We start from the raw sequence: 14,358 nt of genomic DNA, 5'->3' as shown, positions 1-14,358 counted from the left end.
TGGTTGATCTAAGCTTTTTGTATGAAAAAAGAACTGGTTGAGAGAGACATTCTGAGAATGTACCTTGGAAACGATGGAAACTCGGCCTTAGATAGACTGGAATCAAAGGGATACGAGATAAGAATGATCATGTATTCAAGTCGCCAGAGCACAGAAGAACTCGGTTTAGTTTTAGTTAATTCTCATCCAACCAAAAACCACCTATCAAACCTCTGTGTAGCCTTCGGATTGCTAAAGGAAGATGCCGAATGGATGATGAAGAGTGAGTATGATTACGTGAGTTTAGTGGAGTCTATCGAGTCGGCATCCACCCCTTGCTGAATCCTTCCTTGCCTTGCGTGCCCCGCTCCGTCATGCCGCCCCGTTCGTAGAGGCGCACCACCTCCTCGCGTTCCATGCCGCAGCGCTGCATTACCTGCTCGACGGTGAGGCCTTCCTCGTCGCGGAGACGGCGGACGATGGCGGCCATGGGGAGGACGCCGTGCTCGCCGCGCGCTCGGTTGTGGCGGATGGTGCTGAGCATCTGATCGCCGTGCGCGGGGGGCTGGAGCCGAACGACGGGCACGAGGCCGCCGGTCATGGCGTAGATGCGTGGGTCGGCGCTGACGGTCCAGCGGTGGAAGCCGTCTACCACCTCGCCGTCGGGCCGGGCGACGATGGGTTGCGTCCACCCGTCTTCGAGGATGCTGACCTTCAGCAGTTCGAGTTCGGGCTTGGCGACGTGGTTGGGGTTATACCCGTTGGCGTGCAGGTCTTCGCGGGGCACCCATTCGATGCGGGCGAGAGGTTGCTGGTCGCGTCCGTGTTTCATTCGGTGGCTCCTGTCAGGGCGCGGATCTCTGCCAGCTCGGTGAGGTACGGCTGGAGGTTCGCGAGGTATTTGGCGTGGGCGGCGGCCAGCTCGTCCGGCGTCTTGCGGCCGATCTTCGGTTGGCGGCGCTGCTTGAAGTTCCCGCGCATGGCCATCTTCACGAAGAACGCCCAGTCGTACCCGGTCAGCGGGTGGGCGACGGTCGGCGCGAGTGGGTCGGCGGTCTTGCGGTAGTGCATGCGCAGGTGCGAGCGGATGCCTTTGCTGACGTCAGCGCGTTCCTTCTCCGGGAAGTTTGTGCGAACGAGGTCGATCAGCCACGCTTCGTACGTGATGCCGGGCGGCTTGTCGGGGATGTCCCCGAAGGCGTACAGCTCGGTGCGGCTGTACCGCTTGGCGGTCTGCGCGCCGGGCACGCGGGCGAGCATGCGGTCCCACAGGGCGGGTTCGCACTGGTGGTACTGGTCGAGGCGCTGCATGGGTTCCTCCCCGAAGGGTGGGGCGAGGCGTTGCTTGCCGGGCGTGAAGCCGATCTGGTCGAGCAGGTCGTACACCCGGCAGTAATCCCACCCCAGCAGCTTGGGGGCCAGCCACACGTCGGCGGTGGTCCAGTCGTAGATGGGGTAGGCCTTCCAGACGTTCCCGGCGTGCTGGAGGTCGTTCGCGCCGCCGTACCCGCCTGCGTCCTTGACGATGTAGTTGTCCTCCACACGGCGGGAGACGGCCGCGCGGCGGATGAGGCTTTCGTCGGCGCGGATGCCGAGCAGTTGCACGCAGTTCCCCATGGACGGCGGGAACAGCAGGCCGCTGAGTTCCGGGATGCTGAGGCGCGCGGCGGGGTCGCTGGGGTCGTAGCCGGGCAGGCCCGTGATCGCCTCTGGGGGCAGGTCCCGCACCCACAGGTGGCGGTCCTCGGGTGCCCAGGGGTACCAGACCGGGGATTCACTGCTGCAGGCGTTGCGGTGTTTGACCGGCACGCAGATCCACTTGAGCGTCACGTCCGGGTCCTGCGCGACGCGGCGCACGTAGTCGATGTTCTCGGCGTAGATGCACTCCTCGTCCCAGAACACGACTTCCAGAGGTGTGCGGCCGAGTTCGCGGGCGGCCTCCAGCGCCAGGTTCAGGACGATGGTGCTGTCTTTCCCGCCGCTGAAGCTGACCGACACATGGTCGAACAGTTCGAACACATGCCGGATCCGGGCGCGGGCGAGGATGAGGACGTCCTCCTCGGTCGGCGCGGACTTCAGGCGGCTGTTGGCCGGGTTGTACCGGAAGGGCTTGAGGCCCTCGGCGGGCGCGCTGATGCCGAGCTGGTCGCGCAGGTCCTGCTGCGTTACGGGGTCCATGCCGGGCCTCCCTGGGCTGCGCGGAGGCTGGCCGTCGTCGAGAGGGGGTGGGATGTCTCGCCGGTTGCGCTGAACCGGGTCACGGTCTGGTCGGGCAGGGGCTCACTGCCGGGGAAGGGCAGGCTGCACAGATACGTCCCTTCCGGTGCGCGGAGGACGTGCAGTGGGTGCGCGCGGCGGGCAGCGGTCACGGATCCGTCCGCGTCCAGCACCAGCAGCGCCAGGGGCAGGCCGGGCGTGAGCAGGTCGAGCAGGCTGGCCACGCCCGCCAGGGTGACGGTGCGGGCGAGCAGCTGGCCCAGGACCTCGCTGTCACTGTCCGTCTGGAGCGTCAGCCCGTGCGTGGTCGCGTGGAAGCGGTGCGCGGGGACCGTGCCGTTGTGGGCGATGAACATCCCGCCTGCCTGGAGGGGCTGCGCGCAGCTGAGGTCCTGGTAGTGCCCGGCGGTGGTCATACGGGCGTGCCCGATCACGCTGTCCACCACGGTAGACAGGCTGGCCGGGTTGACCGGGCCGAGCGCGACGTGCCGCACGCCTGCCGCAGCGTGCCCGTGGGCGTGCGGGCCGCGTGTTCCAGCCAGCCCGGCGATAAGGGTGAGCAGTTCCGCCTGTGGCGGGCCGCTGCGGCGCATGAAGCCGTACAGGCCGCACATCAGCTCAGACCTCGGGCGGCCATGAACGCCTGCGCTTGGGGCAGGACCGTGGCGGCCTCGCGGACGATGTCCGGGTCAATCTGCCACGTTTCAATCCAGCCCTGCTCGGGGCTGCTGGTGTACAGGCGCTGCGCCCAGTTACCCGTGCCGACCTGCCAGCCGCGCGGGTAGCCGTAGATGGGTGGGAGGCTGTAGCCCTCGCGCTTCAGGAGTGCGAGGACCGCTTCGTGCGGCCAGTGGCGGATCGGGCTGTAGCGCGTCACCCCCTCGCGGTTGGTGTACAGGCCGTCCTCGCCGCAGTGGTTCCCTTCGGCGTGCCGGCGACCGAGGACCAGGACGTCGAGCCTGTGCTGCGCGAAGTAGCGTTTCTGCGCGGCGTGCTGCACGAGCCTGAACCAGCGGGCGTTGTCCTGCGGGGTCTGCGGGAACAGCATGCGGGGGTGTCGGGCGAGCCACGCGAGGTCCTGGCCGGTGTTGATCACCTGCACGAGTGGCGGCATGTGGTCGGTGGTCCAGGCCAGGAACTCCGGGTACTCCAGATTGGTCATGGCGAACACGCAGGCCTGCACGTTCAGCTGCGCGCACAGCCACTCGATCACCAGGGAGTCCTTGCCACCGCTCCAGGCGAAGGCGACCCGCTTGCCAGCGAGGCGCTGTCCCATCTCCGCGAGCGTGGTGGCCACCAGGGCGTCGAGCTGCGCGGCGGGGTACAGCGTCTCCACGTTCACCCAGGCACTCACCCAGGCGTCCTGGCCGCTGATCTGCTTGCGGGGAATGGCGGCCGTCACGCGTCGCTCCCGGTGCAGCTGCTCACATCGGGTCGGTCCTCGGTGAGGAAGATTGTCTGCGCCATCATCCGGAACCCGCTCATGCGCTCGCGGAACACCTCGATGGACTCCTCCGGGTGAACGGAGTCGATCACGGCGTTCGGCCCGATCGCGTTGAACTGGTGGCTGACGCCGCGCGGGATCTGCATGTCCACGAAGCTGTTCTCCGGGACCACGAGGTTGTAGCGGGTGCGCTGCGTGCCCTCAGGCAGGTCGGGCAGATCGTCCTCGAACTGTTCGGGTACGAACGGGGTCACGCCCTGCACGTCGGTCACCACGAACGGGGAGAGGCTGCCGACCCGGATGGTGGTGCCCGGCCCGGTCATCATCCGCACGAAGCGCGTGCCGGTGTGCAGGTGCATCCGTGAGCAGATCCCGCGCTCCGTCACGTCGTAGAAGTCCATCAGGTACCGGCTGGACTCGTACCCGTCGAAGGGTTTCTCCAGCATGTACACGTCGCCTTCCTCGAACTCCTGCGCGCGGATGATGCCGTCGGGGTCCGGGCTGCGCGCCTCGCGGCTGGCGTGGGCGGCCCGCACGACGCGCGCGAACGCCCACACGACCTGGCCCGCCAGCTCGGCGCTGAGCTGCAGTACGGGCGTGACGACGTTCCGGGCGGGATCGACGAACGCGGCGACGTCGTGGATTTCGTTCTCGTCGTCCGCGTGCTGCTTCATCGGGTCCAGCGTCATGCGCTCACCCCGTTCGCCTGGGCGTACTGGCGGATCAGGGTCATGAACGCGGCGGGGGTGGTCTCCAGGCCGGTCTTCGCGCGCACGTCTTTCAGGACGGCCAGCGCCTCGTTCCGCTCGCTGACCGGCAGGACCACGACCAGTTGCACGTATTCCTCGCCGCCGGGCGGGGGTGGGGTCGTGATGGTGGGCGCGGCGGTCGCTGGCACGGGCGCTGACGGGGTGGCAGCGGTCGCGCCGGGGTCAGCAGCCTGGGGACCCGGCGTCTGCACCTGGGGCAGTCCAGCAGGCGCGGCCGTCATGGGCGGGGTGATCAGGTCGTTCAGGAACTCGCTGGGCGGGGCCGGGGGCAGCGTCACGGCGGCCGCGGCGGCAGTCGTTTCCTGCACGAAGGCGTCGAGGTCGAACCCGGCGACGGCGCGCAGGCTGTCGTCCAGGCTGCCGAGCATCCCGGCGAGCAGGTCCTCGTTCCAGCCGCCCAGCTCGGAAGTGCGGTTGTGGGCGATCAGGTACGCGCTGGCCTCGCTCTCGTCCGCGAAGGAACCGCCGCGCGTGACGGGAATGAGCCACATGCCGTCGTCACGCACCTGAACGAACTGCGGGGCGGGCTGCCCGGCGGCGTGCGCGCGTTCGAGGACGCTGAGGCGGCCGTGACCGGCGATAAGGCGCCCGGTCGTTTCGTCGATCGCCAGGGGATCGCGGAACCCGAAGCGGCTGATGCTGGCGGCGATGGCGCCGTCGGCGTGCTCCTTGGGGTTGCCGGGCCAGCGGGTGAGGTCGGCGAGGGGCAGGTACTCGATCCGCAGGGTGGACGCGGCGGCGGGAGCCTGGGGTTTCTTGGACATGGGACTCCAACCCGACTGTCTACCGTGGTGGACACGGCAGACTCCCATCGGGGCGACGCACAAGGATTTGCCCGTGGGCAGCGGCGTCTTGAGGTGATCACGGGGCCGGTGATTCCGGCGGCCCAGAGGAACGCCAGCCGACGCCCGTTCCGGCGCGACTGACGGCATGAAAAAACCCCGCCGGGCGGCGGGGCAGGTGGAGGAGTTCAGCGGGTTACTTGCAGTTCTTGACGGCGCGCCACGCTTCCTTGAATCCCTTCGTGGAGAAGGTGTAATCCAGGGCGCTGGCGTCGTTACGCAGGATGCGGAACACGATCTTCTGCTGCGCGTTGTTGAAAGCCGTCAGCAGGATCTGCGTGCGCGCCGTGTCGAAGGCAAGGGCCGTGTAATCAGGCTCACCACCTTTGCTGACCGTATCCGTGGGAATCGTTTTGGCCTGCTGGGCATCGACGCGGTACATCAGGTTCGGGGTGCGCTCCATGTCGTAGTCATCAGCGCTGAGAAGGGTGTTCTTGGTTTTCAGGTAGAACTCGGCCTGCCCTTCACGGCAGTAGATGAGGAACACCGTTGAGGCAGAGGTGTCGTTAATCTCCCCGACAGCTATGTAGCTATCGTTCGCGTCGGTCATCGCGTCGGTTTCGTACGAGTAGTAGACGTTCGTGCTGCCAACCCGCTGTATTTCAGCGGCGGCAGTCGGGAGAAGGACGGCAAGGAGCAGTGGGAGGATCCGTTTCATGGGGGATACGCTACCCAGCGGCGGGCCGCTGCGTTGCCTCACTTACCACATGCTCACCCCGTCCAGATTCGGTAGACGGTTGGGTTCAGGGCGCGAGTTGTGCAGCTTGCCCTTAATTAGGCGAATTGTGCCGACGATCCGTCAAGCCCCTGGGCGTTTCTGGCAGAACCGGGCACTGATGGCTGTCGCCGCGTCCTTGATGAAACTGTCGAAGGTCGGGGCCTGAAGGACCGTCCAGGCGGCTTTCTGCTCCAGGTTGATGACCATCTGCCTCTTTGACTCGCAGGTATGCTGACAACGATAAGCACACTAACCTTGTTGATCCGCTGGTGATTGAAATCTTTCGCCGTTGAACTTGTTGCCGGTGTGGGTCTAAATATGATAAATAATCTTATTATGACATCAGATGCAGATGCGCTTCCTATATATCGGGATATGAGAGTTCGGCTGGATGAAATCGATCTTTTTCGAAATTACAGCATGACATGCTATGGAATATCTGGCACTGAAGTGTTTATGGAAGGGGATTATAGTTTTTCTGATGCAAGCGATAGATCTCTTTCATCTTATGTAAAAGATGAAGCGACAACACCAAGTGTCGAAGAGGTAATGAGATGGGTCACCTTAGATGAATTCTCTAATAGAAAATCGCTAAGCTTGCCTGAAGTAAAAATAATGGCCGCTTCGGGAAAGTTAGGAGAGACAAAGATCGATGACTCGGGCGTCGAATATATTTTATGGCACAGAGAAGAGAAGAGGCCTGAGCCGGAAGACCATCCTCCACTAGGTATGGGGGTATACGTAGTTCGCCAAGAATTACAAATTCAAAAATCAATAACGATTAGCTTTTCTGATAAAGATTCAGCCGCTGAAGCAAAATTATCACTTGTAGCGCTCCTAAAGAAGCTTGGACCGCCCGAGAACGTTTATAGATCGGCGGTAGAAGAATTGAATAAGTCTTGCTTTGTGATGATTTGGACCCAATTTGAGATATTTCTTGGTGGATACGTAGATGAGATTTTTAAAAGACACCCTGAAAAGATGATGAGCGACAGAAGATTCAGGGATTTAACTATTAATTTTCAGGCTCTCTTAGTGGCTACCAATGGTTTAAGCTCTATAGATAAATTGAGAGAGTATTTGGTGGATAGAATTCTTTCGGATGCTAGAAGTCAAAGTAGATCCATTGCATCAATCATTGACACCCTTAAAAGTATTGTAAAATTTACTGATGATCCGTACAGGGCACAATATATTTGTCGAGGAGTTAAAAGAGAAGTAAAAAGATCATATTTGGATGACCTGAGGATCATGAGAAATTCGATAGTACATTCTGACGGCGCAGATTTAGGTAGCCTGTCGGGAGAATTATTTGAAATTGATGAAAATAAATTAATTATTACAGATGAAATATACCATGAATCAGTCTTAGTTATAAGATCATTTGCTGCATCTTTAAATAAATCAATTGTTAATGGTAAATATAGGCTTTAGTTGATCTTGGTGTGCGAATTTTTGCTGATGATTTGAAATAATCAATGGTAAAGTTTATTCTTTATTAAGTTATATCAGCGCCCGCCGCAGGCACTCGAATGCCCGTAGCAGGTTCGGGTAGCGGTCCAGTGCGGCGCGCAGGCGCAGGTGGCCGTCATCGTCACGGTAGATCAGGTGCCTGTCGTCGTCCTGGCGGCGTCCCTGCTTGCGGCCACCGGCACGTTCGCTGAGGTCCTCGGTCCAGCGGCACAGGCTGTTCCAGGCCTGCACGCCCGCGCGGGTGCCGGTCAGCGCTTCGAGTTCGGCGGCGTTGGCGACCACCAGGCTGTGGCCGTCCTCGGCGTAGATGATGGTCAGGCGCGTGTAGTACTGCGTCATGCGGCCGTCCTCGTGAATCTCGCGGACGCTCAGCACGTCCCCGTGGAAGTACCGTCCGGTGTGATGCTTGCGCCGGGCGCGGTCGAGTTCGCTGTTCGCGGCGACGTGCGTGAGCAGGTGCTCCCGGACCCGCAGGGCCAGCGTGAGCGCGTGATCGTCCTTCCCGGCCAGCAGCATCTGGCACGCCTCGAGCGCGAGCGGGTACGCGTGCGTGAGGCTGTCGTGCAACTGGCCGTGCAGGGCGCTGCCTTTCCCGCCCGTGTCCTTGATGGGCAGCAGGCCCGCTTCGCCCTGCGCGCGGCGGATGAAGGTCCGCAGCGTTCCGTGAATCTGCGCCTGCTCGCGTTCCGCGTCGCTCAGGTCGCGGAGTTCCGCGTCCGAGAGGAAGTACCGGCGGTGGATGCACCGGGCGATGTTGTTCACCATGGCCCGGCCTTCCTGGTCGAGTCGGAAGGTGCAGAGGTCATCGGTCGGGACGGGCAGGTGCGTGGGGGCGGGCTGCCCGCGTCCGGCGCGTCCGGGCGTGCGGGCCTGCGCTGAGACCGCTTCCGCCTGCGCGGCTTCGAGGATCATGCGGGCCACGTCGGTCTTCGCGGCGCTGCCCGTGCGGGGCGTGACCATGCCCGCCAGTTGCCGGGCGCGCTGCTCAGCCGCCGGGTGGGAGGCGGGGTCCTGCAGTTGCGTCACGAGTCGGCGCCAGCTGGGCAGGCGGCGGGCCTCGTCCACCAGCGGCGCGGCGTCCGCGCTCGGCTGGTAGGCGCTGACGTGCCTGAGCGGCACGGTGAGCGCGTCCCCGCTGGCGAAGGTCAGGCGGACGGTGGGGGTCTGCACGTCCGGTCGGGGCGCGCGGGTGACGGTGGCGCGCTCCCCGGCGTGCGGGCGGTTCATGCGGGCGGGCAGGTACCACACGCTCTGCCCGGCCGTGAGGGTCAGCAGGGACGCGGGGGCCTTCACGCGCTCTCCTCGGCGACTTCCTGCGCGGCCGCCTGCCGGTCCCGCAGGACTTGCGCGAGGCTCGGGCCGCGCCGGGGCGCGTGCGCCGGACCGTACCGCTGGTGGTAAGCATCGAGTGCCGTTTCCCCGTACCCGGTCAGGACGTACCCGGCCCCGTCCGGCCCCCACGTCACCCACCGCACGCGGCCCTGATCCGCGAGGAGTTTCAGCAGGGCGCGGTGCTCACCGCTGATCTCCGCCCGGCCAGGGTCGTCCGGGTCGCCGGGGTCCGTGACGGGCACGCGCAGCCCGGCGGCTTCCAGGGCGGCCTGGGGGCGCAGGGGCACGCCGCTGAACACGGCGAGCAGTCGGTACGGGTACGGCAGGGGGGTGGGGGTACGGGAAGCGTGGTTGGTCATGCGAGGTCACTCCAGTCGGTGGGTAAGGGCGGCAAGGGCCGTGAGGGGGGGCGTGACTTACTCAAGAGACTGGCAAGGTCAGTTGAACGGCCGCCTGCTGGTCCTGACGGGCGGCACTCGCTACGGTGTCGGCATGATGGAATTGAGCAGTCAGGCGCGGGAGGTATGGCACGCATTGGAGTGCGCGGGGTGCCGGTTGGAGGTGGAACGTCACCTGCATCCCAGGTGGGACGCCGTGGTGTTCGTGGCGACCATCTACCGCAACGGCGTACCCCTGATCAGCGGTTCGGGCGCCTCCGAGCGGCAGGCCTGTCTCGCAGCGTTGATTGAGGCGGTGCAGGTCATGCCGGTCCCTGATGCGGGGACGTTGCTGCCCGGCCGTCCGGTGCAGGTGGCTCAGTACGCGTCGACGGTCGCCTGAACGGCCACGCCGGGCAGGTGTCACAGTTCCTCCTTGGCGGCGGCCAGCAGGTCCGCGAGGGTGTACGCGACGGTCACGCGGAACCCGGCGGCACGCAACCGGGCGTGGCAGGCGAGTTGCGTGTCGCTGGGGTGGTTGCCGGGCTGCTTGAGTTCCGCGAACCACAGGCGCCGCGCGCCGTCCGTGCGGTACACGGTCAGGTCCGGCCATCCGGCGGTGTACCAGACCGGCCCGCCGCCCAGGCTGCCTTTGGGGCCTTCCTGCACTTCCCAGCCGAGCAGGGTGAGGTGCTCGGCCGCGTCCGCCTGGAACGCCGCTTCGCTGACGTACCCGTTCCCGCGGGCCGGGCGCTCATGAGTGGGCGTGCCGGGGAACAGGTGCGGGTGCCGGCGGCGGTAGCGTTGCAGGAACGTGTCATCGAAGCGGTTCAGGGTGTCACCTCGGGGCTGGGGGTGAGGCGCTTGGCGGGCGTGCGCTGCCACCAGCGTTGCCATGGGCGGACGGTGACGTGCGTGACCGTGACGTGCGGGAACGACCTCAGCAGGGTCAGGACTTCGGCCTGAATGGCGTCCCAGACCGGGTGCCCCCGGTGCTGTCCGGTCAGGACCCGCCCGCTCCGCGGGTCGTACGGCAGCGTGACGGCGGCCAGCTGGGCGCGCTGCTCAGCGTCCTCGAAGGCCTGGAGGTCCGTCACGCCGCCCGCGCAGGTGGCGTGCAGGGCGCTGCGGGCACGTTGAGCGGCGCAGGACGGGGAGACCGGGGAGACTGAGGCGTGTCGGAGTTCTGGTTGCGTGGCTTGGTGCTGTTCGGGTCTCTCATGCTGGCGAGCGTCCTGCTGGACAGGTGGAAACTGAGGCCCTGGCAGCGGTTCGTGGCGATGGCGGCCGTGACGGTCCTGACGCTGTCCGCCTGGAACGTCGTTCGTGGACCGGGGACGTAACGGGCGGTTCACGGCTGCTCTCCTTCCCACGCGCTTCTGGCGTGGCGGATGGCGTCCCAGACGGTGGGCCGCTCGGGGCCTTCGCGGCGTTCGCCGCTGCTGCGGTCCGTGACGGTCAACTGCCACCCGCCGCCCGTGCCGCGCAACTCGACGTCCGCGACGGCGCGCAGGCCGTCCGCCCAGTCGAGGGGGCGCACGTCGTCCGCCTGGCCTTGCGGCGTGGCGCCCTGGTAACGGGTGCGGTCCTGCGCGCCCCGCCGGGCGGCCCGGGCGACGGCCTCCACGCGCCGCTCGGGCGGCACCTGCGTCAGGGGAACGCTCTCGCCCGTGTCGGGGTGCTCGACGTGCGCTCCGGCCGCGAGGTCCCGGACGGTGTCCGCGACGGCCTGCACGTCCGCGCTGCTGGGCCGGTCCTTGCCGGTCACGCTGCGGGTCACGTCCAGCACCAGTTGGTAGTCGTCGGGGGGGACGAGGCCGAGGGCGCGGGCCATACGTTCGCTGCTGACGTGAATGTCGAGCGCGCGCGCTTCGTCGTGAATGGTGGCGAAGTCGATCAATTGGTACAGGCGGGCGCGGCTGAGGTTGAAGCGGGCCTGCCCGTACGCTTCGAAGGTGTCGTGCTGCGCGCGGTAGAGGCGTTCTGCCTGAATGGCTTTCAGGGCGCGTCCCGCCAGGATGCCGGCGTGCGTGCCGACGATCACCTGCTCCTCGAGTTCATGCAGGCGCAGGCGTTCGCCGGGCGTGAGGACGGGCAGGGTGACCTGGGCGCTCACGCGGCCCTGCCCGCGCGGAGGTAAGTCCAACCGCAAGAGACGCTTAAACGCCGGGTCAGTTCCGGTGGGTACGGTGAGCGCATGAACCTCCATCCGGTGGCGGCGGCTGCCTGGACGGCGCTGCTGGCCGGGGCGTTCTGGCTGGGCAGGAGTGACCCGGATGTCATCTGAGTGTTTGCGGGAACCGTGCTGCTGAACGTCCCGATTGCCGGTTGGTACGACCGGACGCTGCGCTGGTGGTGAGGGGCTGACTTCGCGTCACGTTGAGGTTCGCTCAAGGAGCGCTGCGCTGCGTGCCAGCGGGCGTGCGTACTCTGGCGGTCATGATCTGGTCGCGGGTGGGACTTTCGGCGGGAGGCGCCGCGTTGCTGGGGGCGCTGGGCGCGCACCTGTTCATGCTGGACGTCCGGTTGCTGGGCGTCGGGGTGATCGCGGCGCTGGCGTGCCTGCTGCTGGGCGCGGTCGCAGTCATGTTCTGGCGGTGGGAGCAGCGGGGCGTGGCGGTCGCCACGGCCGGACTGGTGGCCGTGCAGGCGTTCGTGACCCTGCGGCAGTTCGGTTGGGTGTGACCGGCGCACGTTGAGCGTCCTGGCCGTGCGGGCATTCACAGGCGGTCCTCGTGCCCGATCCAGGGGAAGTCGGCGGGGTCCAGTTCCGCGCAGGCCTGGATGAGCCGCAGGACCTGCACGCAGTCACTGACGGCCGCGTGCTTGGTCAGGTCGCTGACGTGCACGCCGCGCTGTGCGGAGGCGTCGGCCAGCTTCGCCCAGCGGTAACTGCCGTAAGCGTCGTTCCAGGAACCGGCCAGCGGCGAGTACGCGTCCATCACGCACTCCGCACTCCGGCTGATCGCGTTGAAGGCCCTGAGGTCCGCGCTGCCGCCCGCCGCACCGCCCGGCGCCTCGAACCAGCCGGGCCGGGTGGCGTCCAGCGTCGCGCAGATGCGGGGCAGATCGAAACGCTTGTTGTAGATGACGACCCGGCGGCCGGTCAGCAGGTCGCGGATGTCCGGCCAGCGCTCCCCGAACCTCGGGCAGGCGGCGAGGTCGGCGTCCGTGATGCCGTGCACGGCCTGCGCGCGCGGGTCGATGGGGCAGGTAGGCCGGAAGCGCTCCTCGAACAGCGTGCGGCCGCCCCCGTCCACGAGGCCCAGTTCAATCACCTCGCCGTCCAGGCCGGTGGTTTCCGTGTCGAGAATCACGAGGCTCGGGTCGGTCGCCCAGTCAAGGAAGCGGTCAATCACGTCGGCGGCAGTGGGGGTGAGGTGCGTCATGCGTTGATTCCTTCGTCCCGGTCGTCGTCCTTCGGGAACAGGGGGGCCGCGCTGCCGCCTTCAATCTCGACGGTGAATTCGATGTCGATCGTGCCGGGCACGGCGTTCAGGTACCCCTCGAAGCGGGCGGCGGCGTTGAAGGGCAGTTCCACGACGGCGACGACTTTGAAGTCGGTGGTCTTGCTGCCCTTGCTCCGGCAGGTCCAGGTGCGGCGGTCACCACCACCGAAGACCTGAAGGGTGAACGTGGCGATCTCGCGGGATTCCTTCCTGGTGCTGATGCGGTGCGCGCGGCGCAGGTGCTGGAGGTTCAGGCCCTCGCCGGGCAGTTCCAGGTGCAGGGTGGTGAACAGGTCCCCGTCCCTGTCGCGTTCGTGCTTGATGGCGTCCAGCTGGACTTTCAGGGTTTGCTTCATGCGGTGCTCCTGCGGGAAGGGGGAGGCCACCTGTGCGGGCGGCCTCCGGGGGGGCGGTCAGTCGGCGGCGGTCGCGGTCTTCATCACTGGTCCACTCCGCCCTGGGCGCGGGTGAGGCCGGTGACGCGCCGCTCGATGTCGGCCAGCAGGACCTCGTGCGTGTCCAGTTCGCGCAGCAGCGCGGGGTCCGTGATGCTGGCTTTCAGCGCGGCGTACAGGTCGGCGTTCTCCACGCGTTCGGTGGGGTCGTTGTTGGGGTTCAGCGCGTAGTGCAGGGCGAGTTCGGCGGCGTCGCGCAGGGCGTCCTGGCAGCAGTCGCTGGGCTTGCGGCGGAACTCGCGCGGGCCGTCAGGGCCAGGCAGGGTGAGGTACACGATGCCGGGCGCGCCGCAGTGCGGGCAGCTCAGGGTCGGGGTGGGGCGCTGCGCGGCGGCGCGGGCGGCCTGCTGCCGGGCGATGCTGGCCTGCAGGGCGCGGGCGGCGTTCGGGTGGGCGCTGATCAACCGGGCGAGGCTCAGGACTTCCGGGGTGACCTCGCCAGCGGTGACGGGGGCAGCGGTGACCGGGGCGGGCGCATCGTGGTGGGTCATCGGGTTCCTTTCAGGCGGGCGCGCACGAGGTCACCCACGTTCGTCGTGGCGGGGGCCGTGGGGGCAGCCAGTTTGCGGGCCTCGCGGTCAAGCGCGTCGATCAGGTCGCCCCGGAAGCGTTTGCTGCCGAACTTGGTGCGGTACTCGTCGTGCATCTCGCGGACGCGGTCGGCGGGAATGTCCAGCCAGTGCTGGCGGCTGGGCAGTTCGTCGATCAGGTCCTGGGCGGGCAGGGGGCGCAGGGCGGAGTGCAGGGCGGCGAGGGTCGCGCCACGCGCCGCCGGAACCTGTTCAGTGGTCGTGGCGGCTGTCTGTCCGGCGTTCGCGGTGGCCGGAGTGATCCCGTGACCGGTCGTGGCGTTCGCCGCCTTCACCCCGCCAGGGGTGCCGGTGCGGTCAGCACCGGAGGGCAGGTCCTTGCCCTGCAGGTGACCGCCGCTGACCGCCGCCGCCGGGGCCGCCTGCAGGGCAAGGCGCTCCGCTGCTGTTTGTCTTTCAATGTCTTTCCTGTCTGTAAGCTGTCTTTGGACAGCCGTTTCTTCCTCGCTGGGCGCAGGAAAAACAGGGGTCAAAAGTCCACTAGGTTGACCATCTGAGTCAACTAGGTTGACCGTTTGGGTCAAGTACGTTGACTCACTCGGTCTACTACGTTGACCTTCGCCGTCCCCGGTCGGTCTACTACGTTGACCCTTCCCGGCCTCGTTGGGTCTACTAGGTTGACCATCCGGGGCGATGAGCTTGGGTCTACTGACATCTTTCAGTTTTAAGCAGCATGCTGGCGAGTGCTGTCCCAGACGGCTAAAATCCGCTT

At 66.0% G+C, this 14,358-nt stretch carries 22 protein-coding genes; 5 read left to right on the top strand and 17 right to left on the bottom strand.

Annotated features, from left to right (window positions below; genetic code table 11):
- Positions 1-21: 21 nt before the first annotated feature.
- Positions 22-321 (top strand): hypothetical protein, encoded by a 300-nt coding sequence (locus IEY70_RS16155; RefSeq protein WP_189066060.1) that lies wholly within the window; start codon positions 22-24, stop codon positions 319-321.
- Here IEY70_RS16155 and IEY70_RS16150 read toward each other — a convergent pair.
- From IEY70_RS16150 to IEY70_RS21330, 8 genes are all read right to left on the bottom strand, one after another.
- Positions 293-811, bottom strand: coding sequence for an IbrB-like domain-containing protein (locus IEY70_RS16150; protein ID WP_189066059.1), 519 nt, complete (start codon positions 809-811; stop codon positions 293-295). The genes IEY70_RS16155 and IEY70_RS16150 overlap by 29 nt on opposite strands.
- Positions 808-2,157 carry a phosphoadenosine phosphosulfate reductase domain-containing protein gene (locus IEY70_RS16145; protein WP_189066058.1) on the bottom strand — a complete coding sequence of 450 codons (1,350 nt, stop codon included), beginning with the start codon at positions 2,155-2,157 and terminating at the stop codon, positions 808-810. The genes IEY70_RS16150 and IEY70_RS16145 overlap by 4 nt, the downstream gene beginning before the upstream one ends.
- The gene (locus tag IEY70_RS16140; RefSeq protein ID WP_189066057.1) at positions 2,145-2,810 is read right to left on the bottom strand and encodes a class II glutamine amidotransferase; all 666 of its coding nucleotides are present in this window, start codon (positions 2,808-2,810) and stop codon (positions 2,145-2,147) included. Before IEY70_RS16140 ends, IEY70_RS16145 begins: the two co-directional genes overlap by 13 nt.
- On the bottom strand, positions 2,810-3,598 hold the full coding sequence (locus tag IEY70_RS16135) for a phosphoadenosine phosphosulfate reductase domain-containing protein (protein WP_189066056.1): 789 nt from the start codon (positions 3,596-3,598) through the stop codon (positions 2,810-2,812). Before IEY70_RS16135 ends, IEY70_RS16140 begins: the two co-directional genes overlap by 1 nt.
- Positions 3,595-4,329 carry a hypothetical protein gene (locus IEY70_RS16130; RefSeq protein ID WP_229777989.1) on the bottom strand — a complete coding sequence of 245 codons (735 nt, stop codon included), beginning with the start codon at positions 4,327-4,329 and terminating at the stop codon, positions 3,595-3,597. The genes IEY70_RS16135 and IEY70_RS16130 overlap by 4 nt, the downstream gene beginning before the upstream one ends.
- Positions 4,326-5,174 (bottom strand): ParB N-terminal domain-containing protein, encoded by an 849-nt coding sequence (locus IEY70_RS16125; protein ID WP_189066055.1) that lies wholly within the window; start codon positions 5,172-5,174, stop codon positions 4,326-4,328. The genes IEY70_RS16130 and IEY70_RS16125 overlap by 4 nt, the downstream gene beginning before the upstream one ends.
- A gap of 214 nt (positions 5,175-5,388) precedes the next feature.
- Positions 5,389-5,910, bottom strand: coding sequence for a hypothetical protein (locus IEY70_RS16120; protein WP_189066054.1), 522 nt, complete (start codon positions 5,908-5,910; stop codon positions 5,389-5,391).
- Between the two features lie 141 nt (positions 5,911-6,051).
- Positions 6,052-6,177, bottom strand: coding sequence for a hypothetical protein (locus IEY70_RS21330; RefSeq protein ID WP_268243923.1), 126 nt, complete (start codon positions 6,175-6,177; stop codon positions 6,052-6,054).
- A gap of 66 nt (positions 6,178-6,243) precedes the next feature.
- On the opposite strand from IEY70_RS21330, the gene IEY70_RS16115 reads away from it, so the two are divergent.
- Positions 6,244-7,404, top strand: coding sequence for a hypothetical protein (locus tag IEY70_RS16115; RefSeq protein ID WP_189066053.1), 1,161 nt, complete (start codon positions 6,244-6,246; stop codon positions 7,402-7,404).
- A gap of 69 nt (positions 7,405-7,473) precedes the next feature.
- On the opposite strand, the gene IEY70_RS16110 is transcribed toward IEY70_RS16115, so the two are convergent.
- Both IEY70_RS16110 and IEY70_RS16105 read right to left on the bottom strand, forming a co-directional pair.
- A complete protein-coding gene (locus IEY70_RS16110; RefSeq protein WP_189066052.1) occupies positions 7,474-8,736 on the bottom strand; it encodes a hypothetical protein in 1,263 nt (420 codons plus the stop codon).
- Complete coding sequence (locus IEY70_RS16105) at positions 8,733-9,134, bottom strand: hypothetical protein (RefSeq protein WP_189066051.1); 402 nt, start codon at positions 9,132-9,134, stop codon at positions 8,733-8,735. Before IEY70_RS16105 ends, IEY70_RS16110 begins: the two co-directional genes overlap by 4 nt.
- Positions 9,135-9,186: 52 nt before the next feature.
- Here IEY70_RS16105 and IEY70_RS16100 point away from each other — a divergent pair, with 52 nt between their 5' ends.
- Positions 9,187-9,555 carry a hypothetical protein gene (locus tag IEY70_RS16100; protein WP_189066050.1) on the top strand — a complete coding sequence of 123 codons (369 nt, stop codon included), beginning with the start codon at positions 9,187-9,189 and terminating at the stop codon, positions 9,553-9,555.
- 20 nt (positions 9,556-9,575) lie between these two features.
- Here the strand turns inward: IEY70_RS16100 and IEY70_RS16095 are convergent, their stop codons facing one another.
- The gene (locus IEY70_RS16095; protein ID WP_189066049.1) at positions 9,576-10,049 is read right to left on the bottom strand and encodes a VRR-NUC domain-containing protein; all 474 of its coding nucleotides are present in this window, start codon (positions 10,047-10,049) and stop codon (positions 9,576-9,578) included.
- Positions 9,983-10,249, bottom strand: coding sequence for a hypothetical protein (locus IEY70_RS16090; RefSeq protein ID WP_189066048.1), 267 nt, complete (start codon positions 10,247-10,249; stop codon positions 9,983-9,985). Before IEY70_RS16090 ends, IEY70_RS16095 begins: the two co-directional genes overlap by 67 nt.
- A 78-nt stretch (positions 10,250-10,327) precedes the next feature.
- On the opposite strand from IEY70_RS16090, the gene IEY70_RS16085 reads away from it, so the two are divergent.
- On the top strand, positions 10,328-10,495 hold the full coding sequence (locus IEY70_RS16085; RefSeq protein ID WP_189066047.1) for a hypothetical protein: 168 nt from the start codon (positions 10,328-10,330) through the stop codon (positions 10,493-10,495).
- A gap of 8 nt (positions 10,496-10,503) precedes the next feature.
- Here the strand turns inward: IEY70_RS16085 and IEY70_RS16080 are convergent, their stop codons facing one another.
- Entirely contained in the window at positions 10,504-11,268 is a 765-nt protein-coding gene (locus IEY70_RS16080; protein WP_189066046.1) for a hypothetical protein, read from the bottom strand.
- Positions 11,269-11,591: 323 nt separating this feature from the next.
- Here IEY70_RS16080 and IEY70_RS16075 point away from each other — a divergent pair, with 323 nt between their 5' ends.
- Entirely contained in the window at positions 11,592-11,837 is a 246-nt protein-coding gene (locus tag IEY70_RS16075) for a hypothetical protein (protein WP_189066045.1), read from the top strand.
- 35 nt (positions 11,838-11,872) lie between these two features.
- Here IEY70_RS16075 and IEY70_RS16070 read toward each other — a convergent pair whose 3' ends face one another.
- The 4 genes from IEY70_RS16070 to IEY70_RS16055 form a co-directional block, all read right to left on the bottom strand.
- Positions 11,873-12,541: a 3'-5' exonuclease gene (locus IEY70_RS16070; RefSeq protein ID WP_189066044.1), complete on the bottom strand. Its 669-nt coding sequence runs from the start codon at positions 12,539-12,541 to the stop codon at positions 11,873-11,875.
- Entirely contained in the window at positions 12,538-12,957 is a 420-nt protein-coding gene (locus IEY70_RS16065) for a hypothetical protein (protein WP_189066043.1), read from the bottom strand. Before IEY70_RS16065 ends, IEY70_RS16070 begins: the two co-directional genes overlap by 4 nt.
- Positions 12,958-13,040: 83 nt before the next feature.
- On the bottom strand, positions 13,041-13,547 hold the full coding sequence (locus tag IEY70_RS16060; protein ID WP_189066042.1) for a hypothetical protein: 507 nt from the start codon (positions 13,545-13,547) through the stop codon (positions 13,041-13,043).
- Entirely contained in the window at positions 13,544-14,119 is a 576-nt protein-coding gene (locus tag IEY70_RS16055; protein ID WP_189066041.1) for a hypothetical protein, read from the bottom strand. Before IEY70_RS16055 ends, IEY70_RS16060 begins: the two co-directional genes overlap by 4 nt.
- Between the last annotated feature and the right edge of the window lie 239 nt (positions 14,120-14,358).

Origin of the sequence: Deinococcus seoulensis (assembly GCF_014648115.1) — a bacterium.
Lineage (GTDB): Bacteria > Deinococcota > Deinococci > Deinococcales > Deinococcaceae > Deinococcus > Deinococcus seoulensis.
The sequence above is the reverse complement of the archived record's forward strand: the minus strand, read 5'-3'. Positions and strand labels throughout refer to the sequence as shown.

Coding starts and splice junctions, on each gene's coding strand:
- IEY70_RS16155 (WP_189066060.1), top strand. CDS start 22: ATGAAAAAAGAACTGGTTGAGAGAGACATTCTGAGAATGTACCTTGGA.
- IEY70_RS16150 (WP_189066059.1), bottom strand. CDS start 811: ATGAAACACGGACGCGACCAGCAACCTCTCGCCCGCATCGAATGGGTG.
- IEY70_RS16145 (WP_189066058.1), bottom strand. CDS start 2,157: ATGGACCCCGTAACGCAGCAGGACCTGCGCGACCAGCTCGGCATCAGC.
- IEY70_RS16140 (WP_189066057.1), bottom strand. CDS start 2,810: ATGTGCGGCCTGTACGGCTTCATGCGCCGCAGCGGCCCGCCACAGGCG.
- IEY70_RS16130 (WP_229777989.1), bottom strand. CDS start 4,329: ATGACGCTGGACCCGATGAAGCAGCACGCGGACGACGAGAACGAAATC.
- IEY70_RS16125 (WP_189066055.1), bottom strand. CDS start 5,174: ATGTCCAAGAAACCCCAGGCTCCCGCCGCCGCGTCCACCCTGCGGATC.
- IEY70_RS16120 (WP_189066054.1), bottom strand. CDS start 5,910: ATGAAACGGATCCTCCCACTGCTCCTTGCCGTCCTTCTCCCGACTGCC.
- IEY70_RS21330 (WP_268243923.1), bottom strand. CDS start 6,177: ATGGTCATCAACCTGGAGCAGAAAGCCGCCTGGACGGTCCTTCAGGCC.
- IEY70_RS16105 (WP_189066051.1), bottom strand. CDS start 9,134: ATGACCAACCACGCTTCCCGTACCCCCACCCCCCTGCCGTACCCGTAC.
- IEY70_RS16095 (WP_189066049.1), bottom strand. CDS start 10,049: ATGGCAACGCTGGTGGCAGCGCACGCCCGCCAAGCGCCTCACCCCCAG.
- IEY70_RS16075 (WP_189066045.1), top strand. CDS start 11,592: ATGATCTGGTCGCGGGTGGGACTTTCGGCGGGAGGCGCCGCGTTGCTG.
- IEY70_RS16070 (WP_189066044.1), bottom strand. CDS start 12,541: ATGACGCACCTCACCCCCACTGCCGCCGACGTGATTGACCGCTTCCTT.
- IEY70_RS16065 (WP_189066043.1), bottom strand. CDS start 12,957: ATGAAGCAAACCCTGAAAGTCCAGCTGGACGCCATCAAGCACGAACGC.
- IEY70_RS16060 (WP_189066042.1), bottom strand. CDS start 13,547: ATGACCCACCACGATGCGCCCGCCCCGGTCACCGCTGCCCCCGTCACC.